Here is a 25,007-nt window from a genome sequence, read left to right as displayed (position 1 = left end):
AGGAACCAGGCTGGGTGTCAGCTGAGGGTGGGGACTTCCACGCCGAGGATGGCCTGCTCGTCGGGGCGGTGGACCAGCACGTCGGACAGGTACGACTGGACCGCGTGGCGCATCCCGACGTCCCGGCCGGCCTGCTCGGAGAGCAGCCACTTGTGCTCGATGATCTGGGCGAACAGTTCCTGCGGCTCCAGCTTGCGTCGCAGGTTCGCGGGGACGGCCCGGACCACCGGCTCGAAGACCTCGGTGAGCCAGCGGTGGGCCGCCTGCTGCTCGTCGATCAGGTCGCTCTCGGCACGGTAGGCGTCCAGGTCGTTGAGCAGCTTGCGGGCCTGGTTCTCCTCGGCGTCCAGCCCGGTCAGCCGCAGCAGCCGCCGGGTGTGGTAGCCGGCATCGACGACCTTCGGCCGAACCAGGAAACGCCCACCGTCGATGGTCGACATGGCCACCTCGGCGACGTCGAAGCCCAGCTCGTTGAGGCGGCGGATCCGGCCCTCGATGTCGCGCCGGGCCTCCCGCTCGATCGCCTGCTCATAGGTGATCTCGTGCCAGAGCCGCTCGTAGCGCTGCACGACCTCCTCGCACACCACCTCCGGGTCGATGGACTCGTGCAGCAGGCCAGCGGCCTGCAGGTCCAGCGCCTCACCGAAGATGTTCACCCGGGCGATCTCCAGGTCCTCACCGCGCTGACCGTTGGAGAGCGCGTTGTGCAGAGCGCCTGTCTCGGCGTCCACCAGGTAGGCGGCGAAGGCACCGGCGTCCCGTCGGAACAGCGTGTTCGACAGTGAGCAGTCGCCCCAGAAGAAGCCGGTCAGGTGCATCCGCACGATCAGGGCGGCGAGCGCGTCGAGCAGCCGGCTCATCGTCTCCGGGCGGAGGGTGTGCGAGAAGAGCGCCCGGTACGGCAGCGAGAACTGCAGGTGCCGGGTGATCAGCACCGATTCGAGCGGCTCCCCGTCCTCGGTCTGCCGGTCGGCGACGACCGCGACCGCCTCGACCGACGGGAAGTCGATCCGCTCCAGGGCCCGGAGCAGGTCGTACTCCCGCTCGGCGATCCGCTCGCGGGTCTCCTTGAACGCGTACACGTAGTCGCCCAAACGGACGAAACGGACGATGTGCCGGGAGATGCCCTGCGGCAGCGCCACCAGGTGCTGGGCAGGCCACTCCTCCAGCGGTGTCGACCAGGGCAGGTCGAGCAGCGCCGGGTCCACGAGAGCAGACGTGATCCGCACGGGCACAAGCATGACTGGTCGTCCCCCTCATCCGCCTCTGATCGTGGTTGGGCCCACAGCGCCGCACACCCCGGCCTCGCGCCGGGCCGGTAGCGTGGTCGCGTGCTCAAACCCACAGCGGTACGACGTGACCTGCGGCTACGGCCCGTTCGCCCGGCCGGCTGGTGGTTCGACGCGCTTCTACTGGTCGGTCTGGTCGGGTTGACGGTGGCGCTCGCCGCCGACCAGCTCTTCGGATTGGACCGGGCGGTCGCCGACTGGGCCGACGGGCACCGGCCGGCCGCCGCGTACTGGGTCGCCCGGGTGCTGAACTTCCTCGGCCAGGGCACCCCGCTGACCCTGATCGGCGTCGGGCTGGGCGTGCTGCTGGCCGTCCGGCTGCGGTCGGTACGGCCGATCCTGCTGCCGGTGGTCGGGTTCGTGATCACCACCTTCACGATCGGTCCGCTGAAGGTCTGGACCGCGCGGGCGGCACCGAGCGCCAGCGTCAAGGAGCCGTTCCTGGCACCCGAGCAGACCCTGCCGCTGTTCCACGACGACCTGCCGGTGCGGTTCGCCCAGTCCTACCCGTCGGGCCACGTCGCCAACGCGATCGTCTGGTACGGGGTCATCGCGCTGCTGCTCGCCCCACTGGCCCGCACTTTCGGCCGGCAACTCCCGAGCCGGCTCGTCACCGTGATCCGCGTCGTACCGCCGCTGGTCGTCCTCACCACCACCACCTACCTCGGCTGGCACTGGCTGACCGACTCGGTCGCCGGGCTGCTGCTGGGCCTGCTCCTGGACCGGCTGCTGCACCGGGTGCCCTGGGACGATCTGCCGCTCCCCGGCCGGTTACGCGCGTGGGACCGGCCGTTCACCTCGTACCCCTAGGTTCTGATTCGTGGATCAACTGGCGCGGCGGCTGGGCGTACCCGATGCGGTTGTCATCGGGTTGGGCTCGATGCTGGGCGCGGGCGTCTTCGTGGTCTTCGGCCCGGCGGTGGCGGCGGCCGGCGGTGCCGGCCTGCTGCCCGCGCTGGCGCTGGCCGGCTTCGTGGCCTTCTGCAACGCGACCAGTTCGGCGCGGCTGGCGGCCCGGTACCCGGAGTCCGGCGGCACCTACGTCTACGGCCGGGAGCGCCTCGGGCCCTTCGCCGGTTTCCTGGCCGGTTGGGGCTTCGTGGTCGGCAAGACGGCGAGCTGCGCGGCGATGGCGTTGACCGTCGGGGCGTACCTCTGGCCGGGCCAGGCCCGACTGGTAGCCGTCGGTGCGGTGCTCGCGGTGACCGCGGTGAACCTGCGCGGCATCGGCAAGACCGCCACCGTGACCAGGGCGTTGGTCGCGCTGGTGCTGGCGGTGCTGGCAGTGGTCACCGTCGTCGGCCTGGTCGGTGGGCCGGTGCATCTGGGCCGGCTCGGCGAGCCCGGCGGCTCGGCACGGGGCGTGCTCACCGCCGCCGGGTTGCTGTTCTTCGCCTTCGCCGGGTACGCCCGGATCGCCACGCTGGGCGAGGAGGTCCGCGATCCGCAGCGGACCATCCCGCGCGCGGTGCCGCTGGCGCTCGGGGTGGTGCTCGTGATCTACCTGGTGCTGGCGGCGGTCACCCTCGGCGTGCTCGGCGCCGACCGGCTGGCCGGATCCGCCGCGCCCCTGGTCGACGTGGTGACCGCCGCCGGACTGCCCGGCCTGGCGTGGGTGGTCCGCGCCGGCGCCACCATCGCGGTCGTCGGGGTGCTGCTGTCCCTGGTCGCCGGGGTCGGTCGGACCACCCTCGCCATGGCCCGCCGCCGTGACCTTCCCGGTGCGCTGGCAGCGGTGCACCCGGTGCACCAGGTGCCGCACCGCGCCGAACTGGCGGTGGCCGCCGTGGTGATCGTGGTGGTGCTGCTCGGTGACGTACGCGACGCGATCGGCTTCTCCAGCTGCACGGTGCTGGTCTACTACGCGATCACCAACGCGTCTGCGCTCACCCTGGGGCGGGACCCGGACCGGCGGTTGCCGGTCCGGGTGCTCGCCGTTCTCGGGCTGGTCGGGTGCCTGCTGCTCGCGGTCAACCTGCCGCTGAGCAGCGTGATCGCCGGCTTCGGTGTGCTCGCCGTCGGTGCCGCCTTCCACGCCCTGCGGGCCCGCCGCTGACCCTGGCGGACGGCCGGAGTCAGCGGCTCAACCGTTGGTAGCGGCGCACGGCCAGCGGAGCGAACGTCGCGATCAGCAACACCGGCCACAGCACCGCCAACAGCATCGCGTGCTCCGCCGGCCAGGAGTCACCACCCAGGCCCGGGTTGCCGAACAGTTCGCGGATCGCCGCGACGGTGGCCGACAGCGGATTCCACTCCGAGATCGTCCCGATGACCGACGGCATCAGCTCGGGCGACACGAAGACGTTGGAGATCGCGGTCAGCGGAAACGCCGCCGGAAAGACGATGACGCCGACGGTGTCCGGATTGCGGACCAGAAGCGCCAGGTAGATCCCCATCCAGGTGATGGCGACCCGCAGCAGCAGGAGGAGCCCGACGGCGAGCAACGCCCTGCCCACACCCTCGCGCCACTGCCATCCGACGAGCAGGCCACACACCAGGAGGGTGGACATCTCCAGCAGGGCGCGCAGCAGGTCGGCGGCGCTACGACCGGTCATCAGGGCGGACCGTGCCATCGGCATCGACCGGAACCGGTCGACCACACCCCGGCTGAGGTCCAGCGCCACGCCGGTCGCTGTGGCCCCCAACCCGTAGAGCATCGTCATCACGAAGACCCCGGGCAACAGGAACTCGCGGTAGTCGCCACCACCCGGCACCTGCATGCCGCTGCCGAACACGTACCCGAAGACCAGCACGAACATGATCGGCAGCGAGAAGTAGAGGATCAGCTCCTCCGGCGCGCGAACCACGTGGGTCATGTTCCGCCTGGTCATCGTCCAACCGTCGACGATCGCCGTCGTCATGCCATCTCCACAGTTCGTCCGGCCCCGACCGGCTCGCGGGCCTCATCCGGCCGGTGCCCGGTCAGGTGCAGGAATGCCTCGTCCAACGTCGCGCGCCGCAGGCCGATGTCCTCGACAGCGATCCCGGCGTCGTCCAGCGCGCGAACCACGTCGACCAGGCCGGCGACGCGATCGACCACCGGCACGCTGAGCCGTCGAACCTCCCTGTCGAGTTCGGGCTCCGCACCGCAGATCCGCGCGACGAGGCGGGCCGCCTGGCTCAGCTCGGCCGCGTCGCGGACCACCACCTCGATCCGGTCGCCGCCGGTCATCGCCTTGAGTTGGTCCGGTGATCCCTCGGCCACCACCCGACCGGCGTCGATCACCGAGATCCGGTCGGCGAGCTGATCGGCTTCCTCCAGGTACTGCGTGGTGAGCAGGACCGTCGTCCCGTCCGCCACGAGACCTCGGACCAGGTCCCACACCTGGTTGCGGCTGCGCGGGTCCAGGCCGGTCGTCGGCTCGTCCAGGAACAACACCCGCGGCGTACGGATCAGACTGGCGGCGAGGTCCAACCGGCGACGCATCCCACCCGAGTACTCACCGGCGGACCGGCTCGCCGCCTCGTCCAGCCCGAACCGTTCCAGCAGCTCATCGGCGCGTCGGCGGGCCTCCCGTCGGCCGAGCCGGAACAGCCGGCCGAACAGCTCCAGGTTCTGCCGGCCGCTGAGGATCTCGTCGACCGCGGCGTACTGCCCGGTCAGCCCGATCCGGGCGCGCACCTCGTCCGGCTGGCGCAGCACGTCGTACCCGGCCACCGTGGCCCTTCCCGTGTCGAAGCGCAGCAGCGTGGTGAGGATCCGTACGGCAGTCGTCTTGCCCGCGCCGTTCGGTCCCAGCAGTCCGTGGACCGTGCCGGGCGGCACGGTCAGGTCGAACGCGTCGAGCGCCCTGGTCGGGCCGTACCGCTTGCCCAGACCCTCGGCGACCACCTCGAATGTCGTCATGCCCCCACGGTGCGGCCCGACGCTGACCGGTCACGCACCGCCCGCTGACGGCGGCGCACCGGCCTTCTCCGCCTCGGTGATCTCCTTCAGGACGAGAACGATCTCCGCGCGGGCGGCCTCGCCGACGTACCAGCCGGTGAGCCCACCGGCCAACGCCTCCTCGCAGAACCGCCTCGCGGCGGCCAGGTCCCCTCGTACCCGGGCCACCTGGGCGAGGCCGAGCCGCGCGCTGGCCACGAACTCGGGCGCGCCGCTGCCCTGCGCGAGGAGCAGCGAACCGGTGAAGTCGTCGTGCGCCGCCGCGAGGTCACCGGCGCGCAGCCTGATCTCGCCCCGGGTACGCAGCATGTCGGCCTGGTCGACGGCCGATCCGAGTGCCTCGACCAGCCTCATGGCCTCGTCCATGTGGGCGCCGGCGGTCTCCGCATCGCCCTGCAGGGCGGCCAGTTCGCCGAGCGCACCGAGCGTGATCATGGTGCCCCACCGGTCCCCGGTGCCGCGGAAGCCGTCGAGCGCTGTGGTCAGCGCGGTCCTGGCCCGGTCACGTTGGTCGCTCCACATCAGGGCCGCGCCGCTGCCCATCGCGCCGAGCGCGTTGATCCACGCGTCCTCCGGGCCGACCAGCCGCCGCAGCTCCCCCATCAGCTCGTCGACATCCTCGGCGCCGCCGGACGGCGGCCCGGTCGAGATCCCCGACAGGTACAGCAGGAACGGCTGTCGCGGCGTCCGGTCGAGACTGCGGATCACGGACGACTGCGTCCCGACCGCCGGCAGGTGACCGACGCCTGCGAGCGAGGCGTTGTAGACGCAGAGGGCGAACTCCTCACCCATCCCCGGCGGTGCCTCGGTGCCGAGCAGTTCGAGGACGTCCGCGGCGAGCCGCGCCCCTTCCCCGCGCATGCCGCGCAGCCACCAGTAGAACGACAGGGCCGCGACCATCCCGGCCGCGCCGGACGCGTCGCCGGCCGCTGTGGCCCGACGCAACGCCGCGTGCAGGTTGTCCCGCTCGGCGTCCAGCAGTCGCAGCCAGTGCAGTTGCTCCGCGCACCGGAGGTGGTCGCTGGCGGTCCAGGCGAACTCCAGGAAGTACGCGGTGTGCGCGCGACGCAGTTGGTCGGCCTCGCCGGCCTCGGCGAGACGCTCGGCGCAGAAGGCCCGCACCGTTTCGAGCATCCGGTACCGGCCACCCGTCATCTCCACGAAGGACTTGTCGACCAGACCGGTGAGCGCGTCGAAGAACTCGGCGGTGGGCAGGCCACAGACCCGCTCGGCCGCCTCCAGCGTGGCCCCACCGGCGAAGACGGTCAGCCGTCGGGCCACTTCCCGTTCGGCGTCGTCGAGCAGATCCCAACTCCACTCGACCACCGCCCGCAGGGTGCGGTGTCGCGGCGACGCGGCCCGGTTGCCCGTCGACAACAGCCGGAACCGGTCGTCGAGACGGGCGGCCACCTCGGCGACGGGCAACGCCCGCAGCCGCGCGGCGGCCAACTCGATCGCCAGCGGCAGGCCGTCCAGGCTTCGGCAGATCCGCAGCACCATCTCGACGTTGGCCGGCGTGACGGTGAAGTCGGGCGCGACGTCGGCGGCCCGTTGGGCGAAGAGGTCAACCGCCGCGTAGTCGTCGGCGTCCGGCGCGGACGCCCCGAGCGGTGGCAGGCTGAGCCCGGACAGCGGGCACAGCGCCTCACCGGCCAACCCCAGCGGCTCCCGACTGGTGGCCAGGACGCGCAACGCCGGGCACGCGCTCAGCAACCGGGCCGCCAGCCGGGCCGCGTCGACGAGGACGTGCTCGCAGTTGTCGAGCACCAGCAGCAGCCGCCGCTCGGCCAGCGCCTCGATCAACCGGTCGGTGGTCTGCCAGCCCGGCTCGGCCGGGGCGCGCAGGCCCGCGTCGCGCAGGCCGAGGGCGCTCAGCACCGCCTGCGGGACATCAGAACCGTCGGCCAGCCCGGCCAGCTCGACGAGACGGACCTCCCCGTCGACCCGGCCAGCCGCCTCGATCGCCAGGCGCGTCTTGCCCGCGCCCCCGGGACCGGTGAGGGTGACGAGCCGCCGCTCTCCGAGCAGGTCGCCGACGCGCTTGAGCTCCTCCTCGCGCCCGACGAAGGTGGTGAGTTGACTCGGCAGCACCGGTTCGGCCGGCCCGCGTTCCGCACCACGCAGCACCGCCAGGTGAACGGCGGCCAGCTCCGCCGAGGGGTCGACGCCGAGCTGCTCGGCCAGCGCGTGCCGGGCGTCCTCGTACTCGGCCAGCGCCTCCGCCGGCCGACCCAGTGCAGCCAGGGCACGCATCAGCTGGCCCCGCGAGCGCTCCCGCAGGGGATGCGCGACGACCACCTCCCGCAACTCCGCGATCAGGGCGCTCTGTGCGCCCAACGCCAGGTCCGCCTCGATCCGATCCTCGATGGCGGCCAACCGCAGCTCGTCCAGCCGGGCCGCCTGGGCGGGCGCGCCGGCTGCGCCGATGGCATCGGCCAGGGCGGGACCGCGCCACAGCTCCAGCGCCTCGCGCAACACCGCCGCCGCGCGGGGCCAGTCGCCGTCGACGAGCGCGCGGCGTCCCGACTCGGCGAGCCGTTCAAAGCGGTACACGTCGACGTCGTCGGGATCCACCGCCAAGCGGTAACCGGCCGGGTGGAACTCGACCGGGTCGTGCCCGGCGGGCAGTGCCTGGCGCAGTCGCGACACCTGGGACTGGAGCGCGTTGGCCGCACCTCGGGGCGGGTGCTCGCCGTACAGGCCGTCGATCAGTCGGTCGGCGGAGACGACCCGACCCGCGTCGAGCAGGAGCAACGCCAGCAGGGCGCGCAGCCGAGGCCCGCCCACGGGGACCTCTCGCCCGTCGGCCAGCACGACCTGGGTCGGACCCAGGATGCGGAAACGCATGCCATGGATTGTCGCCCACTGCCGGCCGGTTCCTGCTGACCGATCAGCCGCTGAGCGCGCGGCGAAGGTCCTTCATCAGCAGCAACAGGTGCATGGGGTCGGTAGGGCTGGCCTCGAACTTCGCCAGACCCTGGTAGAAGTCGCGGGCGGCTTCTGTCTCGCAGTGAATGAGCACCGCGCGTACGCCGATGACCTCGGAGGCGGCGGCTATCCGCCGCAGTGCGTCGACCACCAGGGCTCGGCCCAGCCCAACGCCCTGGGCGCTGCGGTCGACCCCGAGCCGAGTCAGGATCACCACCGGTTGGTGATAGCGGCCCGCCCCCTGCTGCAGGCGAGGCGAGGCGTCGGCGGGGGCGACGCTGCCGGCAGCCAGGGCGTAGTAGCCTGCCACTCGCTGATCGGGGCGCTCGTTGTCCCGCACCACGTACACCCGGGACAAGCCCGCCCGGTGGGCTTGCAGGGCATGCTCGGCCAACCACACCGACTGCGCGCGGGAGCCGCAGTCGAACCCGGTCACCGCGAACTCGGCCGACAGCGGCTCGACCGCCGAGAAGCGGGAACTCACCGTGGCGCACCATCAGTCGGCGGGTCGAGCACCGTCGGACCGGTCAACAGTTCCCGCAGCCCGGCCACGTCCTGCGCCGGCCCTTGCAACGCCTCGTCGAAGACCCGCCAGGCGTCTTCGTCCAGCAGGAACGCCCGCCGGTCGGCGAGCACATCCGCCGCGGCCTCGGTCGCCGCCTTCAACACGAACGTCGAGACGCTGTCCCCGGCGGCTTGACTGGCCGCTTCCAGCAACGCTTTCTGCTGCTCATCCACCCGCAGGTGCAGCCGCTCTGCCTTCGCACTCACACCATGAGTGTACGCACAACGTACGCCACTGCAAGTCGACTACCTGACCTGTGCGTGCCGCACCGGCCGCCCCCGGCTGGCGTCAGCTCACCTCGCCGGGCCCGTCATGCCGGCGGGTCAGCTCACGTTCGTCGGGTTGAACACCGTTGGTCGTCGAGGGCGTGTCTCCACCCGAAGGGACGGGATGTGCCGCGCCGGCCCCCGGGCCCGTCTGCCCCGGCACGGCGGGAGACGCCGCCGCCGGGGTGTGCACTCCGCCGTGGACCGACCCGGCCGGTCGGGTTACCGGCTCCGGGTGAGCCGGCGGGGCGCACTGGCGCGTCAGCCAGTCCAGCCCGCGCCGCCGGGCGACGACGGTCAGTCGGTCGCCGGCGAAGATCACCTGGCGGGGGTCGAGGTCCTTCCACCAGATGGTCCTGGCACCGCCGGCCGGGGTGCGGGCGATCAACCGGACCTGCCCGTCCCGGTTGACCGCGTCCAACGGTCGACCGTCCAGCTCGGAGCCGGGGGCGACCGGCACCTCGGCGACCGGGAGCGCGTGCCGGTCGACCGGGATGGTGCTGATCACGGCGCGTTCGGTGAGCGCCCCGATGAAGGCCGGGGCGGCCAGGTAGGAGACCGAGCGGGACACCCCGAGCGCGAAGGTCTCCTCCACCCGTTCGGCGAAGTCACCGTCGAAGAGCCGCAGCACCACGCGCAGGTCGGCGCGGAGGTCGCGGGCGGCGAGGGCCGCCTCCAGGTTGGCCACGTCGTCGGTGGACGCCACCACCAGCGCCTGACAGTCGGCCACCGAGGCGGAGGCGAGTGTCTCCGGCAACGCGGCGTCGCCGACGATCAGCGGCACCTCCAGTTGGCGGGCCAGGGCGGCGCCACGCGGCTCCGGATCCTTGTCGATGGCCACCACCTCGACGTCGTACTCGCGTAGCTGCGCCATCACCCGGGTGCCGACGTTGCCCAGACCGATCACCACCACGTGCCCGACCCGCGCGGGTTGCAGGCGGCCGGTGTGCAGGGCCAGTCGGGCGTTGACGATGCCGTCCACGACGACGGCGGTGATCAGTGGGATCAGCGCCAAGCCGGCCAGGTTGAGCACCACCTGCATGATCTGGGCGTCCGCCGCCTTGGTGGTGTCCGGGTCGGCGCCACTGAGCGTGGTGACCAGCGTCAGGTACAGCGCCTCCAGCGGAGAGACGTCCTCGGCCCGGGAGATCAGCGCCCCCAGCACCGCGATCAGCGCGAGCACCACCATCACCGCAATGCCGATCTTTCGGGTGGCGAAGCCGCGTACCGCCCCCACCACCACCGAGATCGGACGACGCCGCCGACGCGCCCGGACCAACCGGCGGGCGGCGACCTCGGTGCCCGGCGGCTGACCGGTCGCCTCGGCCAGCACCAGGTCGGCCCCGGCCTGCTCGGCCGGCAGCAGCTCCACCCCCCGCGCCTCGCTGAGGTGCGCCAACGCGCAGACCACGTCCTGCGGTCGGACGTCGGCCCGACGCGCCACCCGCAGCGTCTTGTCCCGGTGTTGGAAGGAGCTCGGGTCGACCTCGTTGAGCGCGGCGGCCACGAAGGCCGGCGCGGCCATCTCGGCGTCGGAGAGCACCTCGACCGGGGCCTTGAGCAGCTTGCGCACGCCGTCGGCGAGGGTGCCGTTGAACATCCGCAGCACCTGGCGAACCCGCTGGTCGACGGCCTGGGCGCAGAGCGCGGCGTGCAGGTTGCCCACGTCGTCCTGGTGCAACAGGGCCAGCCCGGTCGCGCCGGCCAGACCGGCGGCTTCGAAGGTGGCCACGTCAAGCCGGTCCGAGCGGACCACCCGGACCCCGCGCAGCCCGGCCACGTCCGGCCCGTTGCTGCGGTAACGCTCCGGCACCACGACTGTCACCCGGGCCCCACCGACCGGCAGCTCGGATTCGAGCATCGCCCGGGCCACGTAGTAGGCGAGCGCGTCCTTGCCACAGATCACGTAGTGCGGGCGGGGATCACCGACGGACCGCAGTCGCCAGTTCCACTCGACCGCCCGTCGCGCCCGGTCCCGCCACGGCTCCGCCATGCCCGGATCGTAATCAGCACGGCCACCCTGGGCGACCCCGTCCGGATCATCCCCGGGCCAGGTATGTCCGCCCCGGCGACGGGTAGAGCAGCGGCATGCAGACGTTCCTCCCGTACCCGGGCTTCCTGGCCAGCGCCCGCACGCTGGACCAGAAGCGGCTCGGCAAGCAGCGGGTGGAGGCCATCCAGGTGCTGCGCGGGCTCACCCGACCCGGGTACGGCTGGCGCAACCACCCGGCCGTGAAGATGTGGGCCGGGTACGAGGAGGCGCTCGTCCGCTACGGGCTGGACATGTGCGCGGTCTGGACCGAACCGGGGCGGGCCGACACCTGCGCCACCACGATGACCGTCGACCTCGCCGACGCCTGCGGGGCCGGCGTGGTACGCACCCAGGACGAGCTGGCCCGAGCGGGTGAGCTGCCCCCGTGGCTGGGCCGCGACGACCTGCACCTCAGTCACCGCTCGTCGCTGCTGCGCAAGGACCCGACGCACTACCGCCCGCTGTTCGGCGACGACGTGCCGGAGGACCTGGAGTACGTCTGGCCGGCCTCCGACCGTCCCCGCCGTTGCTTGCCAGCCGACTGAGCCGAGGTGGGGCAGACTGGGCCCATGGCGCTGTCGCAAGTGGTAGGTCGACTGATCGGCGTAAGGCAGCACCAGGTGGACCCGGGCGGCGGTGGCGCCGACCGGGTGCCGCGACCGACCACGGCGCTGGTGGTGGGTGGCGGCATCGCCGGGATGTCGGCGGCGGTGGTGTTGGCCGAGCGGGGTGTGGCGGTCACAGTGCTGGAGGCGGCACCCACCCTCGGTGGTCGGCTGGGCGCCTGGCCCGAGGCGCTCGCCGACGGCAGCCAGCAGAACGAGCACGGCTTCCACGCGTTCTTCCGGCAGTACTACAACTGGCGGTCCATCCTCCGCCGGGTCGACAGTGACCTGGGCTTCCTCAAGCCGATTCCGGGCTACCCGATTCTCAGCGAGCAGTGGCCGACCGAGGAGTTCGGCAGGTTGCCGCCCGCGCCACCGGCGAACCTGCTGGCGCTGCTGCTGCGCAGCCCCAGCCTGCGCCTGGCCGACCTGCGACTGATGGACCGGGACGCGGCGCTGCCGCTGCTCAGCTACGACCCGGTGCGCACCTACGCGGACCTGGACGACACCACAGCCGACGAGTTGCTGGCGTCGCTGCGACTGCCGGACCGGGCTCGGGCGATGCTGTTCGAGGTCTTCTCGCACTCGTTCTTCAACCATGAGGCGGAGATGTCGGCCGCCGAGATGGTCGCCCAGTTCCACTTCTATCTGCTCGGCAACCCGGAGGGGCTGGCCTTCGACTGCCCCGACGAGGACTACGCCACGGCGATCTGGGAGCCGCTGACCCGGCACGTGGAGAAGCACGGTGGCCGGGTCCTCACCGGCTGCGCCGCCACCGGGGTGCACCACGATGGCGAGGGGTGGCGGGTGACGACCACCGACGGCGGCAGCCATCCGGCGGGTCACATCGTGCTCGCCGTCGACCCGCCGGCGCTCGCCGCGCTGGTGGCGGCCTCCCCGGACCTGGCCGAGCAGGCACCCGAGCTGGCGGCACGGATGCCGGCCTTCGGCACCCCCGGCCCGCCGTACGCGGTGGCGCGGTACTGGTGTGACGGGGACGTGTCCGCCGAGCGGGCGGTGTTCAGCGGCGTGTCCCGTCAGCCCACTCTGGACTCGGTGACGCTCTACCACCGGCTGGAGAACGAGTCGCGGCGCTGGGCGCAGCAGACCGGCGGCTCCGTCGTCGAGCTGCACGCGTACGCCTGCGAGCCCGGCGTGCCGGCCGAGGAGCTGGCCGAGCGGATGCGCCGCGAGTTGGTCGCGCTCTGGCCGGAGGCCGGCGACCTGCGGGTCCGCGAGCTGCGGGCCCGGGTGGAGGCGCAGGCGCCGGCTTTCACGCCGGGCAGCCACGCCTGGCGACCGGGGGTACGCACCGACGCGACCGGCCTCTACCTGGCCGGCGACGGCATCGCCACGGACTTCCCGAGCGCGTTGATGGAACGCTCGGCCGCGACCGGGATCATCGCCGCGAACCACATTCTGCGCGCCGAGGGTGGCGCGGCCGAGCCGGTGCTCTCGATCCGACCGCGTGGCCTGCTGGCCGGCCGCACGAAGCCAAATCGACAAAACATGACATAAGCCACGGTACGCTGCCGTACGCTCGAATGATCAACCGTCGATCGGCCGGGCGGGAGGGCAGCGGGAGATGTCACCACTGCACCGCGCCGGCGCGGAGAACGACTCGTCGACGGACGAGATCGGCCGCGACGACGCGTACCCGCTGATCCGCGACGAGCGCGCCTGCATCGTCACAGCGCTCCGGCTGGGCTGGTGGATGGCGGACGCCTACCACCACGGGCAGCACGCGGAGCCCAGCGCCTTCGTCGAGGCCCGCCCGGCCGTACCGCCGGCCAAACTCTCCAACCTCACCGAGATGTCCGCCCACCGTCGGATGCGGATGTACCTCGACGGGGTGGACGTCGCCCTGGCCCAGATCGCCGACCTCACCCGGCACACCGGGCCGGCACCCGACACGTCGGCCGCCCGGGCCCTGCTCCCCGACCTGGGCCAGCCCGACCCCGCCGACCCGGTGCCGCTGCTGCTCGCCCTCGACGACCTCAACGTGGAGGTGTTGCGCTGGGCGATGGCCGCCAACCACCGGGTCGGGCTCGCCTACCGACTGGGCCGGTCAGTGGCCGACACCGTCCGAGCCGGCGACGTCACGCAGTTGCTGCGGCAGTTCGGCGGCCGGCAGGTCCAGATCAGCCGGTGGCTGGACGAGTTGGCCAGCGTGCTGCCGCCGTACTCGGCCGCTGTGGTGCGCCGCTCGCTGGCCGCCTGGGCGAGCGCTGTCGACCGCGCCGGTCACGGGGATCCGACCGAGCCGACGCCCGCCACCCTCAGCCGGACGCTGCGCGGCCAGGGCGACCTCTGGCGCGACGTGCTCACCGGCGGCCTGCACCCGCGCGACCTGCTCGACGAGGAGGACTACGCGGTGATCGCCCGGAACCTGATCATCCGAGACCGGCGACTGGTGGCGCAGGCGGCCCGAGGCATCTTCTGGCCGGTGCTCGTACCCCTGCTGCTCGTGCTCTTCGCGGTCGTCGGGGTGAGTGCCGCCGCGGCCGCCGGCTCACCGACCACCCGGGCCACAGTGGCCCTGGTGGGCCTCGGCGCCGGGCTGGCCGCGATCTGGCGGTCGGTCTCCGGGCCCGCGCTGTCCGTCGCCGGTGAGGTCAACCGGCCGCTGCTGGACAGCGAACTCACCGCACGGATGGCACTGCGGCTGAACCGGCCGCTGACCACCGCCCAGGTCTCGGCCAAAGCAATTCCCCGCACCCGCCGCCAGCGGCGTCCCGACGGGGCCAGCCGATCGAAATACGTTGCCCGTGCCTCCCGGGTCGACCTACCGTGAGCGCGCAAGGTCAACCACCACCGCGGGAGCAGCTCATGACGATGTGGCACATCAGCATCGTGCTGTCGACGCTGCCCGGTGACGGTTACCGAGCGGAAGGTCCCCGGGCGGGCCGGCCCGACTGACGCGCGTCCGTACGCGCTGAGCCGCCCCGTCCGACAGCCGGACCGGGCGGCTTCTTGCTGTCCGTCACCATCTGGAAAGGAGTCCCGGTGGATGCCGTCCTCGTCATCAACGCCGACCTCGGCCCGCTGCACCGGGTCACCGTCCAACACGCCGTCCGGATGCTCTGCCGCCGGGTGGCCGAGATCCACGAGGCCGAGCCGGACCGGGTGATCGGGGTCTTCCCGATGCCCCGGGTGGTGCGGCTGGTCCGCTTCGTCGTCACCCGGTGGAGGTTCAACTCCGGGCCGGCCTGGTCGCGGGCCGGTGTGCTGCGCCGCGACGACAGGTGCTGCGCGTACTGCGGCGGCCCGGCCTCCACCATCGACCACATCCTGCCCCGCTCGCGCGGCGGCCGGAACACCTGGCGGAACACCACCGCCGCCTGTTACGCCTGCAACCAGCGCAAGGGGGACCGGACGCCGGCGGAGGCGGGCATGCCGCTTCGCCGGGAGCCGGTGAACCCGGGCTGGGCGGCGCTGACCGGGCGGTGACGGACCGGCCGGCGGGAACGGGGGGCCGCGTCCCGGGTACGACCCGGGCGCGGCACCCGCCGGCCCCCGATCAGGCGGCGCGTTCCTTGACCTTCGCCCTCAACTGGCCGTTGGGGCACTGAACCCGGATCTCGCTGCGGTGCTCCGGGGAGGTCAGCTCGACCACGATCTGCTTTGCCGGCCCCGGGTCGTACCCCTCGGCCCGGAAACCGGGTGCGAGCACCACGGTGAGCACCTCGACCGACTTTCCCACGCAGCGGGCGGTGACCGTTCCGCCGAGCGCGTCGACCGGTACGCCGACGCCAGGTGTCGGGGTCGGCGCGGCCGAGGTCGGGGGCGGTCCCGCGGTGGTGGCCGTCGGGCCCGGGACCGCTGTCACGCCCGGACCGGCCGGAGAGTTGGTCCGGACGGCGGGCGAGCTTCTCCTGGTCGTCGGTACGACGACCGGTCCGGCATCGGCCACGTCGGTCGGGTCCTCGGTGCGGGGCATCCCCACCGTGGTGGTGCCGGGGCCGCTGCTGGTCGGCGTGGCGCTCTGTCCCTGTCGATTGCTGAAGTCACCGAGCGACCCGGCGAGCGCCACGGCGGCGATCACAGCCCCGCCGACCGTCAGAATGGCTCGCCCTCGACGCCACGGCCCGCGCCTCATCCGCACCGCCGAATCACCAGTCGTTCCGGCACCCTCCGGCCTGGCTCTGGTTGGCCCGGTCCCGGTCTGCTCGGCGCTGGTCTGCTCGGTGCCGGCCAGCTCGGTGCCGGCCAGCTCGGTGCCGGCCTGCTCGGTGCCGGCCTGCTCGGTGCCGGTAGGGCCGGTCTGCCTGGTTACGTCGGCCGCCGGTTGGGCGGCGGCGGCAGCCGCCTCGGGGGCGGGCCCGCTGGCGGCGGCGAGCAGTATGCGGGCCGCGTCGGTGGCCGGTGGCCGATCGGCGGGGTCGGCGGCCAGGCACCAGCGGTAGAGCCGGTGCACCTCGGGCGGCACGCCGTCGATCGCGGGCAGCGGGTCCGGTTCGACGGGCGTGTGCGCGCGGACCATCCGGGTCTGCGCCTCGGCGGGCCACGGCAACCGGCCGGTCAGCACCCGGTACAGCAGCAGGCCGAGGGCGTACACGTCGCTGGCCGGCCGCACCTCGCCAGCCTGCAACCGCTCCGGCGCCAGGTACGCCGGCGTGCCCATCAGCCGCCCCTCGAAGTCGATCTCCGGGGCGCCGACGGCTGCCGCGATGCCGAAGTCCAGCACCTTCGCACCGGTCGGCGTGAGCATCACGTTGGCCGGCTTGATGTCGCGGTGCACCAACCCCTCGTCGTGCGCTGCGGCGAGCGCCGAAGCCACCTCGGCGCACACCCTCAGACCGGCGCGCGGGGGCAGCGGCCCGACCACCAACCGGCGCTCCACTGTGTGACCGCCGAGCAACTCCATCACCACGAACGGAACCTCAGCGCCGTCCACCACCGACTCGCCGTAGTCGTAGACGCTGGTGACGTGCGGGTGCGACAGCCGAGCCGCGGCCTTGGCCTCGCCCCGGATCCGCTGCCGGGCGTCGGTGTCCGAGGCGACCAGCACCTTCACCGCAACGTCCCGTTCGAGCACCTCGTCGTACGCCCGATGCACCGCCGACATGCCGCCACTGCCGAGGCGCTCGAGGAGCCGGTAGCGGCCCGCAAGCAACTGATCACGCTGCACGACGGACAGCCTGCCGTACCGACCTGAGTCTTGGATACCCGGGATCGAGGTGTTGCGATGGGTGGGAGCGGGTTGCGGCTACCGTCCGCGCAGATCCGGATGGGCGCGCAGGAACGCCTCGCCCCGACGGGCGTTTCGCACGACCGACACGATCAGCACCACCCAGAGCACCAGCAGCAACCCACCGATCATCGCGTGGAACGGCGCGAACCCCACGAAGACCTGACCGACGCTCGTCATCAGCAAACCGGCGCACAGCACCGCGAAGTACCGTTGATTGACGAACTGTCTGGCGGTTTCCACGAGCAGACCCGGGTCTTCATCGGCCTCCGGTGCGTCGCGTCGAACCTGCCGAACCAGCCGACGACGGCGCGACCAACCGAGCCCGATCAGGGGCGAGTGTCGTGCCGATCGGTAACGGCCGGTGCGTACGACCCAGACGGCTGCGGCCACCTCGACGATGACTCCGAGGATCACCAGGACGAGTCCCAGGTTGCTGGCCCAGCCCGGCGGGTCACCGTCGAAGATGCCGGTGTTCTGGCCACCCATCGCGACACCGACCGCGAGCGCGCCGACAACTGCGGGCAGCAGCACGAACCCAAGTATCAGACGAAGTCGCCGGCCGCTCCGGTCCGGATTCGTCGCCATCTCGTCCATAGTGGTCCCCCGATCGCCGCGTGGAGGGGATCTACCCATCGACGACGGCGGCCGAACCCTGCCGACTCAGGCGTCGGTCGGGGGCCGCCAGGCGAAGCGGGGCGTACGCCGCTCGGTCACCGCCGCGACCCCTTCCCGGGCCTCGCCGGTCGTCGTCACCTTCCGGTGCCACCAGGCGATCCGCGCGGGCTCGGCGCGATCGTCGATGATCTCCTTGGCGGCGGCGATGCTCAGCGGGGACCGCGTGGCGATCGTCGTCGTCAGTTCGTCCACCCGCGCGGCGAGCCGGTCGACCGGTAGCAGTTCGTCGACCAGGCCGATCCGCAGGGCGCGCTCAGCGTCGACCAGTTCGGCGGTGAACAGCAGGTGCTTGGCGGCGGACAGGCCGACGAGCCGGGCCAGCCGGCGCGTCGTCGGCGCCGGATAGACAAGCCCGAGCCGGGCCGGCGGTACGCCGAAACGGGCGTCGTCGGCGGCGATCCGCAGGTCGCAGGCGACTGCGAGCTGGGCCCCACCGCCGACGCAGGCACCCCGGATGGCAGCGATCGTCGGCTTGCCGAACCGGGCCAGCCGTTCCTCGGCGGCCACCGCGATGCTGGCGTCACCGGCGTCCAGCAACTCGGCCAGGTCACCGAGGTCCGCGCCCGCGCAGAAGGCGTCACCGGCACCGGTGAGCACCAACGACCGTACGGCCGGGTCGGGCTCCAGCCGGTCGAGCAGTTCGGGGAGCTGACGCCACATGGCCGCGGTCATGGCGTTCCGCCGGGCCGGGTTGCTGATGACTACGGTGGCGACCGGCCCGGTCACCTCGACTGTCAACTCCGCGTCCGACACATCGGCCCCTTCCCGGCGTCACCTGTGCGGCGCCGCCGATCTGCCCGCCAGCGTCGTCGCCCCGCTGCCGCGACCATAACGACGCGGGCCCGACGACCACCGTGAGGGGTAGCCGTCGGGCCCGCGCGTGAGCCGTCAGGTCAGGAGACGTTGATCGCGGTGTCGTCGACCACGAACGACGTCTGGAGCGAGGAGTCCTCCACGCCCGTGAACTTCAGGCTGACAGTCTGACCGGCGTACGACGCCAGCGAGAAGGACTTCTGGCTGTAGCCGGTGGCCTTGTTCAGGTTCGAGTAGGTCGCCAGGGTGGCCAGAACCGTTCCGCTCGAGTTGAGCACCTGCACGTTGAGCTTGTCGTAGGCGACGCTGCTGGTGGTCTCGGCGGAGTCGATGTGCAACCAGAAGCTGAGGGCGTACGACGCGCAGCCGGCCGGCAGGCTCACCGACTGGGCGAGCGTCTCGGTGCGGGTGCTGCCGTACCCGTTCAGCCATGCCTTGTACGACCCGGTGCGGGCTGCCTGGCTGCTGGAGTTGGTGATGACGCCGGAGCTTGCCGTCCAGCCGGTCGCGCCGGATTCGAAGCCCGGGTTGGCCAGCTTCTGCCCCGGCGCGGTGCAGCCACCACCGGTACCGTTCACGGTCAACGTGTAGGTGGCGCTGCGGGTGACAGCTCCCGCGCCGTTGACGGTGACCGAGTAGGTGCCGGCCGGGGTGCTCGCCGAGGTGCTGATGGTGAGGGTGGACGAGCCGCCCGAGGTCACCGAGGCGGGGCTGAACGCGGCGCTCGCCCCGCTGGGCAGGCCGGACGCGGAGAACGTCACCGTCTGCGCCGAGCCACTGGTGGTGGCGGTCGACACGGTGGTGGCGGCGGAGCTGCCCGGGTTGACCGAACCGGCGGTCGGCGAGAGCGACACCGAGAAGTCGTTGCCGGTCGAGCAGGCGGAGTCGCTGCCGGCCACGTTCACCGCGGTCCAGGCTGCCTGCACGGCCTTGTACTCGGTGGAGCAGCTGCCGTACAGGTCGGTGGCCGCCCGCAGGCTGTAGGCGCGGGCGGTGTTCGCCGGGTTGCTGGTGCTGACGTACGACGTGTTGGAGGTGAAGTAGACGTCAAGCGCCCGGTACCAGATTTTCTCGGCCTTGGCCCGGCCGATGCCGGTCACCGCGGGGGCGGAACCGCAGACCGGGGAGGTGCCGTACGAGGTGGCGCCGGTGCCCTCGGCCAGGTTGAAGAAGAAGTGGTTGGCCACGCCGGAGGAGTAGTGCACGTCCTTGTTCTTGGTGCTGGTGGACCAGCAACTGTCGGACGAGCCGTCCAGCGACGGGTTGTACATGTAGCGCAGCGGCGTGCCGTTGTTGTTGATGTTGATCTTCTCACCGACCTGGTAGTCGCCCGGGTCGCTCGGCGCGGCGGCGTAGAACTCCACCATGTTGCCGAAGATGTCGCTGGTGGCCTCGTTGAGGCCGCCGGATTCGCCGGAGTAGACCAGGCCGGCCAGCGCCTCGGTGACACCGTGGCTCATCTCGTGCCCAGCCACGTCCAGCGAGACCAGGGGGCGGGAGTTGCCCGAGCCGTCACCGTAGGTCATCTGGGCGCCGTCCCAGAAGGCGTTGACGTAGTTGTTGCCGTAGTGCACCCGGCTCGGCACGCCGCTGCCGTTGCCGAAGATGCCGTTACGGCCGTGCGTGTTCTTGAAGTAGTCGAACGTCTTGGCGGCGCCGAAGTGCGCGTCCACCGCAGCGGACTGCCGGCTGGAGGTGGCTCCGGTGCCCCAGGCGTTGTCGGCGTCGGTGAAGGTGGTACAGCTCGACGTGCCGTTGTTCATGTCACAGGTGCGGCCGTTGCCGCGCAACGGGTCGATCATCTGGTACGTGCTGCCGGAGAGCGTCGTGTCGATGCTGACCGTGCCGGTGTAGATGCCCTGGCCGCTGCCGGTCACCGACTCGATCTCGTCGTACGACCCGACGGTCGCGCCGGTGGTGGCGTCGGTGATCACGTGCAGCCGGGACGGGGTCTGCCCGTCGGGCTGCCACCCGCTGACCACGGTCTCCCAGGCGAGTCGACCCTGCCCGGAACTGGCGTCCACGAACAGTTCCGGCGTGCCCACCGCCTCGGCCTTACCGGCGAACCGGGCGCTGGCGGCCTTCTTCGCGGCCGCCGCGGTGGTCCTGGCCGAGGTGGCGAGGGTCAGCGGCGCGGCCAACCCGACCGAACTGCCGGCGTACGTGCCGTTCGGCGCGGTGTGGATGACGAAGTCACCGCCGTACACCCGCAGGCCCTGGTAGGTCCTGGTGTAGCGGGTGTGGGCCGCGCCGCTGGGGTCGACCTTGGTGCTGCGCACCTGGTAGGCCTCGGCGCTCGAACCCTGGACGGCGCCGGGGTTCGCTCGTAGGACGGTTGCCGCTCGGGCCGCGGCGGAGGCGTCCGGCGCGGGAGAGGTGGGCGGGGCCGCGTGCGCCGGGGTGATGACGCAGGTCAGCAGGCCGCTGGTGAGCAGCACTGCGCTGACGGCGGCAAGAGCTCTTTTCACGTGCGCTCCTGAGAGGAGAAGGATGTGACGGAGGTAGTCACGCATGTACATATAGCTATGTGTGGAAGAAAAGAGAAGGTCTGAACCGATGTCAGACATCTACATTGACCGTTCGGATGAGTGGCTTGACGAGGGAACCAGTACCTGCCCCAGCACGTCCGACGGACATGAGACCCGCCTCGACAGCCGGCGTCACGTTCGCCCTACTGGGCGCGCTCCTGACCGGCTGCACCAGCGCTGACCGGGCCGGGAGCATCCCTGACCAGCCGCCGAACAGCCCCGGCACGAACCTGTCCGCTCCGACCACCGGCGCTCCGCCCCCGACCGCCGCCCCCACGGCAAGCGCCGGGGCCAGCGCTGCGGCCCCCCGAGTGACGTTGCGAATCTCCGGCGGCTTCGCCGGGCGCGGTGACTCCATCGCGGTCGAGCCGGACGGTAGGTGGACCGTGACGGACCGGGCCGGCAGCCGGCGCAACGGCCGGCTCTCACCTGCCGATCAGGCCACCCTCGCGGGCCTGGCCGCCGACCCCCGGCTCACCAGCGAGGCGCAGCGACCCACCACCGCGACCAACTGCGCGGACGTGATGAACTACCGCCTCACCGTGGCCAGCAACGACACCGCGTACGTCGACTGCCCGACCGACGAGCCGCCACCGCCTGCCACCCAGGCGGTGGTCAAGCTGCTCCTACGGACCACCGCGGCCTAAATCAGATAGTCCGGGGGCAGGCCGGTGCCCCGCAGCTCCGGCGGTAGGTGGGCCACGTCGTTGACGGCGATCAGATTCGGCGGGCCGGCCGCGCTGTACCGGATGACGGTCAGCCCCGCGTTGTGCGCGTTCAAGCCCAGCCAGCGCCACTCCGGCGCGTCGAGGGCGTGCCGCACCAGCCAGGCGATCAGGAAACTGTGCGTGACGACCAGCTCGCGGACCGGTTCGCCGCCGGCGGGACCCTCGGCGACCGGGCCGGCGAACCGTCGCACCGCGTCCGCCGTCACTCGCGGCCCGCCGGCCCGCTCGGCCGCCGAGAACTGCGTCAGGAACTCGGCGTACGCGGGCGGCAGCCCAGCCGGGTCCGTGTCGTGTGGGAGGTGGTCGCCGGCCAGCTCCGTCTCGTACACCGGAACGTCGGGCAGCGACTTGGCGACCAGCTCGGCGGTCTGCGCGGCCCGGCGCAGCGGCCCGTGGTGGACGGCGGCGAACCGCCGGGCCCCCAGGCGTTCGCCCAGCAGGGTGGCCTGCCGCCGGCCGCGCTCCGACAGGCCGGTATCCGGTTCGCCGGCGTCCGGCCCACTCGGCTCGGAGAGATCCTGCTCGGCGTGTCGGGTCAGGTACAGCAGTCGGGTCACCATGATCCCCACCTCAACACACCGGGAGGTACGAGTTCGACCCCGTACCTCCCGGTCCTAACGCCGCGGCCCGGCTGATCGCACGCCCTCTACGCCCGGGGGAACATCTGGCCGATGCGGATCCGGTTGCCGAACGGGTCCCGGATGCCGAAGTCGATCCCGTACGGGCGCTCGGTCGGCTCGTCCGTGATCTCGACGCCCTTCGCCACAAGATCCTCGTGCGTCTTGCGGGCGTCGTCAGTGGTCATGAAGAGGTACCCGCCGAGGGCACCCTTGGTGAGCAGCTCCCGGACCTGCTCGGCGGTGGCCGGGTCCAGCGCGGGCGGGCCGGGCTTCTCCAACAGGATCTCGCGCTCCGGGTCGCCGGGCAGGTTGACAGTGAGCCACCGCATGAAGCCGAGGTCCTGGTCGGTGTTGACCTCCATGCCGAGCTTGTTGACGTAGAAGTCAAGCGCGGCGTCCTGGTCGAGGACGTAGATCTGGGAGCGGCTGATCGCGTTCATCGTCATGCCCATGACGCTAGACGTAGCCCCTGACCTGCTGCTTATCCAAAACTGCTTGGTCGGGTCCAGGCTTTGGTGAAGCACGACGGCACGTTGGCCGGCGCGACGCGCTGACGCCGGAAATCCGAGGGCGACTCCCCGACGATCTGCCGGAACGTCCGGCTGAACGTGCCCAGGCTGCCAAAGCCGACGGCGTAACAGATGTCCGTGACGTCCCGATCGGTCTCCATCAGCAACGACATCGCCCGCTCCACCCGGCGGCGTTGCAGGTAGCGGTGTGGGGTCTCACCGAAGGTGGCCCGGAAGGTACGGATGAAGTGCGCCTGCGAGACGTGCGCGATCCGGGCCAACGCGGGGATGTCCAGAGGCTCGGCGTACGCCCGGTCCATCGCGTCCCGGGCGCGCAGCATCGCCCGGTTCGACTCCTCCACCGCCCGACTCATCTGTCCCCGCCCCGCTCCGCGCTGCTCGGCCCCAGGTTACCGTCGGGCACCGTGTCGTCCGATGTGGGACACCGTGCGCCAGCAGCGACACCGGACCGGTACGGCCGAGCTGTCACTTTCGGTAGTAGAAGTCGGCGGCCTCACCAGCGCGTGCCGGCGCGTTGATCTTCAAGGACTTTCCGTGATCTTGATGCTCGGTGCACCCACGGGGAGGAACGATGTGGCGTCCTTGTGATTCCCCCGTGGAACGCCGCCTGATGGCGGGACGGAGGCACGATAGCGAACTTGGTCGAGGTCCGGTTGCCCCTCGGGGCAACCGGCAGAGGCACAGCAGCGCCGATCGGAAAGGTCTGATGTAATTGGAGCCCCCGGCCGGGATCGAACCGGCGACATCTCGCTTACAAGGCGAGTGCTCTGGCCAGCTGAGCTACAGGGGCGCGCGCGTCGAGGTCAGCATAGCGACTGATCTCCGGTAATCCCGATCGCGAGGCCTCCCGAGCACGGGAATCGTCAACAACCCGACGCAGACTCGTTTGCCATGGCGTCGATTGATGTCTGACCGTGCCCGAGTGACCGGAATGCGTAGCCCGACTGGTGGGCTGGGCGACCCCCGCCTTGGCAGCAGGGGGAAACGCGTTTACGGTTCACACACGGACGACGACCGGGCGCCCCCGCGACCGAGCGCCGTCCGATGACCGGCACGGACACGTGCCGGTTGCTCCTTCACTCGGATCGTCCGGCACGTTCCTGCCGGTGAAAGGAAGCGCTTCACCATGGCTACTGTCACCTATTCCAAGGCATCCCGGGTCTACCCGGGCCAAGAGCGTCCCGCCGTCAACGAGCTGGACCTTGAGATCGGCGACGGGGAGTTCCTCGTCCTGGTCGGCCCCTCCGGTTGCGGTAAGTCCACCAGCCTGCGGATGCTCGCCGGCCTGGAGGACGTGGACGCCGGTTCGATCTACATCGACCAGCGTGACGTCACCCACCTTCCCCCGAAGGCCCGCGACATCGCGATGGTCTTCCAGAACTACGCGCTCTACCCGCACATGACGGTGTACGAGAACATGGCGTTCGCCCTCAAACTGCGCAAGACCTCCAAGTCGGAGATCGACCGGCGGGTCAAGGAGGCGGCCGCGCTGCTGCAGCTGGAGGAGTACCTCAGCCGTAAGCCGAAGGCGCTCTCCGGTGGTCAGCGTCAGCGTGTCGCGATGGGCCGGGCGATCGTCCGCGAGCCGCAGGTCTTCCTCATGGACGAGCCGCTGTCGAACCTCGACGCCAAGCTCCGCGTGCAGACCCGTACCCAGATCGCGTCCCTGCAGGCCAAGCTGGGCGTCACCACTGTCTACGTCACGCACGACCAGGTCGAGGCCATGACCATGGGTCACCGGGTCGCGGTGCTGCTCGACGGTGTTCTCCAGCAGGTGGACACCCCGCGGGCGCTCTACGACACCCCGGCCAACGTCTTCGTCGCCGGCTTCATGGGCTCCCCCGCCATGAACATCAAGACCGTTCCGCTGAACGAGCGGGGTGCCGAGTTCGCCGAGCTGCACATCCCGCTGACCCGGGAGCAGGTCGAGGCGGCCCGCGCCGAGGGTGGCGACGGCAACGTCACCGTGGGCTTCCGCCCGGAGGACTGCGAGCTGGTCAGCCCGACCGAGGGCGGCATGCCGGTGGTGGTCGAGCTGGTCGAGGACCTCGGCTCGGACGCCAACGTCTACGGCCACGCCGCGCTGGGTGGCAACTCGGAGCGCTTCGTCGTCCGCACCGACCGGCGCAACATGCCGAACATGGGTGACACCGTGTTCGTCAGGCCGGTTGTCGGTCGCAGCCACTTCTTCCACGCCGCCACCGGTGGCCGGATCTGACGTAACGCCTTTACCGACAGGGGCGGTCCGCTTCGGCGGGCCGCCCCTGTCGTCGTACCGAAAACGGTTCTTCAGCCTGCCTGGGCACCTGACGACGAAGGCCCCTCTCCCGCGGTCGGCGGGAGGGGGC

Annotated in this window: 22 protein-coding genes and 1 tRNA gene; 8 read left to right on the top strand and 15 right to left on the bottom strand. The window is 71.6% G+C overall.

Features of this window, described 5'->3' with window-relative positions; genetic code table 11:
* Positions 1–17 precede the first annotated feature (17 nt).
* Positions 18–1,229, bottom strand: coding sequence for a DUF4032 domain-containing protein (locus ACFYPG_RS13575; protein ID WP_387352077.1), 1,212 nt, complete (start codon positions 1,227–1,229; stop codon positions 18–20).
* A 132-nt stretch (positions 1,230–1,361) separates the two neighbouring features.
* On the opposite strand from ACFYPG_RS13575, the gene ACFYPG_RS13570 reads away from it, so the two are divergent.
* Both ACFYPG_RS13570 and ACFYPG_RS13565 read left to right on the top strand, forming a co-directional pair.
* Positions 1,362–2,099 (top strand): phosphatase PAP2 family protein, encoded by a 738-nt coding sequence (locus tag ACFYPG_RS13570; protein ID WP_355006084.1) that lies wholly within the window; start codon positions 1,362–1,364, stop codon positions 2,097–2,099.
* A 10-nt stretch (positions 2,100–2,109) separates the two neighbouring features.
* Entirely contained in the window at positions 2,110–3,345 is a 1,236-nt protein-coding gene (locus ACFYPG_RS13565) for an APC family permease (RefSeq protein WP_355005882.1), read from the top strand.
* Positions 3,346–3,364: 19 nt separating this feature from the next.
* On the opposite strand, the gene ACFYPG_RS13560 is transcribed toward ACFYPG_RS13565, so the two are convergent.
* The 6 genes from ACFYPG_RS13560 to ACFYPG_RS13535 form a co-directional block, all read right to left on the bottom strand.
* On the bottom strand, positions 3,365–4,150 hold the full coding sequence (locus ACFYPG_RS13560; RefSeq protein WP_355005883.1) for an ABC transporter permease: 786 nt from the start codon (positions 4,148–4,150) through the stop codon (positions 3,365–3,367).
* Positions 4,147–5,136, bottom strand: coding sequence for an ATP-binding cassette domain-containing protein (locus ACFYPG_RS13555; protein ID WP_387352074.1), 990 nt, complete (start codon positions 5,134–5,136; stop codon positions 4,147–4,149). Before ACFYPG_RS13555 ends, ACFYPG_RS13560 begins: the two co-directional genes overlap by 4 nt.
* 30 nt (positions 5,137–5,166) lie before the next feature.
* Positions 5,167–8,022, bottom strand: a complete 2,856-nt coding sequence (locus ACFYPG_RS13550) for a BTAD domain-containing putative transcriptional regulator (RefSeq protein ID WP_387352072.1) — start codon at positions 8,020–8,022, stop codon at positions 5,167–5,169.
* 43 nt (positions 8,023–8,065) lie between these two features.
* Positions 8,066–8,587 carry a GNAT family N-acetyltransferase gene (locus ACFYPG_RS13545; RefSeq protein ID WP_387352070.1) on the bottom strand — a complete coding sequence of 174 codons (522 nt, stop codon included), beginning with the start codon at positions 8,585–8,587 and terminating at the stop codon, positions 8,066–8,068.
* A complete protein-coding gene (locus ACFYPG_RS13540; protein ID WP_355005887.1) occupies positions 8,584–8,874 on the bottom strand; it encodes a DUF1778 domain-containing protein in 291 nt (96 codons plus the stop codon). The genes ACFYPG_RS13545 and ACFYPG_RS13540 overlap by 4 nt, the downstream gene beginning before the upstream one ends.
* 82 nt (positions 8,875–8,956) lie before the next feature.
* Complete coding sequence (locus tag ACFYPG_RS13535) at positions 8,957–10,927, bottom strand: potassium channel family protein (RefSeq protein WP_387352067.1); 1,971 nt, start codon at positions 10,925–10,927, stop codon at positions 8,957–8,959.
* A 95-nt stretch (positions 10,928–11,022) separates the two neighbouring features.
* On the opposite strand from ACFYPG_RS13535, the gene ACFYPG_RS13530 reads away from it, so the two are divergent.
* From ACFYPG_RS13530 to ACFYPG_RS13515, 4 genes are all read left to right on the top strand, one after another.
* Positions 11,023–11,511, top strand: coding sequence for an MSMEG_6728 family protein (locus ACFYPG_RS13530; RefSeq protein WP_238676590.1), 489 nt, complete (start codon positions 11,023–11,025; stop codon positions 11,509–11,511).
* A gap of 24 nt (positions 11,512–11,535) precedes the next feature.
* Positions 11,536–13,089, top strand: coding sequence for an FAD-dependent oxidoreductase (locus ACFYPG_RS13525; RefSeq protein WP_355005890.1), 1,554 nt, complete (start codon positions 11,536–11,538; stop codon positions 13,087–13,089).
* Positions 13,090–13,156: 67 nt separating this feature from the next.
* Positions 13,157–14,365 carry a hypothetical protein gene (locus ACFYPG_RS13520; protein WP_387352065.1) on the top strand — a complete coding sequence of 403 codons (1,209 nt, stop codon included), beginning with the start codon at positions 13,157–13,159 and terminating at the stop codon, positions 14,363–14,365.
* Positions 14,366–14,577: 212 nt separating this feature from the next.
* On the top strand, positions 14,578–15,021 hold the full coding sequence (locus ACFYPG_RS13515) for an HNH endonuclease (RefSeq protein ID WP_238676588.1): 444 nt from the start codon (positions 14,578–14,580) through the stop codon (positions 15,019–15,021).
* Between the two features lie 70 nt (positions 15,022–15,091).
* On the opposite strand, the gene ACFYPG_RS13510 is transcribed toward ACFYPG_RS13515, so the two are convergent.
* The 4 genes from ACFYPG_RS13510 to ACFYPG_RS13495 form a co-directional block, all read right to left on the bottom strand.
* Entirely contained in the window at positions 15,092–16,702 is a 1,611-nt protein-coding gene (locus tag ACFYPG_RS13510; protein WP_387352062.1) for a serine/threonine-protein kinase, read from the bottom strand.
* A gap of 78 nt (positions 16,703–16,780) precedes the next feature.
* On the bottom strand, positions 16,781–17,296 hold the full coding sequence (locus ACFYPG_RS13505; RefSeq protein ID WP_387352060.1) for a hypothetical protein: 516 nt from the start codon (positions 17,294–17,296) through the stop codon (positions 16,781–16,783).
* Between the two features lie 129 nt (positions 17,297–17,425).
* Positions 17,426–18,193 (bottom strand): enoyl-CoA hydratase/isomerase family protein, encoded by a 768-nt coding sequence (locus tag ACFYPG_RS13500; protein ID WP_387352058.1) that lies wholly within the window; start codon positions 18,191–18,193, stop codon positions 17,426–17,428.
* Between the two features lie 140 nt (positions 18,194–18,333).
* Positions 18,334–20,721, bottom strand: a complete 2,388-nt coding sequence (locus tag ACFYPG_RS13495) for a M4 family metallopeptidase (RefSeq protein WP_355005895.1) — start codon at positions 20,719–20,721, stop codon at positions 18,334–18,336.
* Between the two features lie 167 nt (positions 20,722–20,888).
* Here ACFYPG_RS13495 and ACFYPG_RS13490 point away from each other — a divergent pair, with 167 nt between their 5' ends.
* Complete coding sequence (locus ACFYPG_RS13490; RefSeq protein WP_387352056.1) at positions 20,889–21,428, top strand: hypothetical protein; 540 nt, start codon at positions 20,889–20,891, stop codon at positions 21,426–21,428.
* Here the strand turns inward: ACFYPG_RS13490 and ACFYPG_RS13485 are convergent.
* The 4 genes from ACFYPG_RS13485 to ACFYPG_RS13470 all read right to left on the bottom strand — a co-directional run bounded on the left by ACFYPG_RS13485 (position 21,425) and on the right by ACFYPG_RS13470 (position 23,449).
* Positions 21,425–22,069, bottom strand: coding sequence for a histidine phosphatase family protein (locus ACFYPG_RS13485; RefSeq protein WP_355005897.1), 645 nt, complete (start codon positions 22,067–22,069; stop codon positions 21,425–21,427). The genes ACFYPG_RS13490 and ACFYPG_RS13485 overlap by 4 nt on opposite strands.
* A gap of 86 nt (positions 22,070–22,155) precedes the next feature.
* A complete protein-coding gene (locus ACFYPG_RS13480) occupies positions 22,156–22,575 on the bottom strand; it encodes a VOC family protein (RefSeq protein WP_088952055.1) in 420 nt (139 codons plus the stop codon).
* A gap of 35 nt (positions 22,576–22,610) precedes the next feature.
* On the bottom strand, positions 22,611–23,012 hold the full coding sequence (locus tag ACFYPG_RS13475) for an AraC family transcriptional regulator (protein WP_355005898.1): 402 nt from the start codon (positions 23,010–23,012) through the stop codon (positions 22,611–22,613).
* Positions 23,013–23,372: 360 nt separating this feature from the next.
* A tRNA-Thr gene (locus tag ACFYPG_RS13470) sits at positions 23,373–23,449 on the bottom strand.
* A 336-nt stretch (positions 23,450–23,785) separates the two neighbouring features.
* Between ACFYPG_RS13470 and ACFYPG_RS13465 the strand changes: the two genes are divergently transcribed.
* A complete protein-coding gene (locus ACFYPG_RS13465; protein WP_387352053.1) occupies positions 23,786–24,877 on the top strand; it encodes an ABC transporter ATP-binding protein in 1,092 nt (363 codons plus the stop codon).
* Positions 24,878–25,007 lie beyond the last annotated feature (130 nt).

Source organism: Micromonospora sp. NPDC005553, assembly GCF_042871765.1.
Classification (GTDB): domain Bacteria; phylum Actinomycetota; class Actinomycetes; order Mycobacteriales; family Micromonosporaceae; genus Micromonospora.
Note: the sequence above shows the minus strand (reverse complement) of the source record. Positions and strands in the feature narration are given on the sequence as shown.

Coding starts and splice junctions, on each gene's coding strand:
- ACFYPG_RS13560 (WP_355005883.1), bottom strand. CDS start 4,150: ATGACGACGGCGATCGTCGACGGTTGGACGATGACCAGGCGGAACATG.
- ACFYPG_RS13555 (WP_387352074.1), bottom strand. CDS start 5,136: ATGACGACATTCGAGGTGGTCGCCGAGGGTCTGGGCAAGCGGTACGGC.
- ACFYPG_RS13550 (WP_387352072.1), bottom strand. CDS start 8,022: ATGCGTTTCCGCATCCTGGGTCCGACCCAGGTCGTGCTGGCCGACGGG.
- ACFYPG_RS13535 (WP_387352067.1), bottom strand. CDS start 10,927: ATGGCGGAGCCGTGGCGGGACCGGGCGCGACGGGCGGTCGAGTGGAAC.
- ACFYPG_RS13530 (WP_238676590.1), top strand. CDS start 11,023: ATGCAGACGTTCCTCCCGTACCCGGGCTTCCTGGCCAGCGCCCGCACG.
- ACFYPG_RS13525 (WP_355005890.1), top strand. CDS start 11,536: ATGGCGCTGTCGCAAGTGGTAGGTCGACTGATCGGCGTAAGGCAGCAC.
- ACFYPG_RS13520 (WP_387352065.1), top strand. CDS start 13,157: ATGTCACCACTGCACCGCGCCGGCGCGGAGAACGACTCGTCGACGGAC.
- ACFYPG_RS13490 (WP_387352056.1), top strand. CDS start 20,889: ATGAGACCCGCCTCGACAGCCGGCGTCACGTTCGCCCTACTGGGCGCG.
- ACFYPG_RS13485 (WP_355005897.1), bottom strand. CDS start 22,069: ATGGTGACCCGACTGCTGTACCTGACCCGACACGCCGAGCAGGATCTC.
- ACFYPG_RS13480 (WP_088952055.1), bottom strand. CDS start 22,575: ATGACGATGAACGCGATCAGCCGCTCCCAGATCTACGTCCTCGACCAG.
- ACFYPG_RS13475 (WP_355005898.1), bottom strand. CDS start 23,012: ATGAGTCGGGCGGTGGAGGAGTCGAACCGGGCGATGCTGCGCGCCCGG.
- ACFYPG_RS13465 (WP_387352053.1), top strand. CDS start 23,786: ATGGCTACTGTCACCTATTCCAAGGCATCCCGGGTCTACCCGGGCCAA.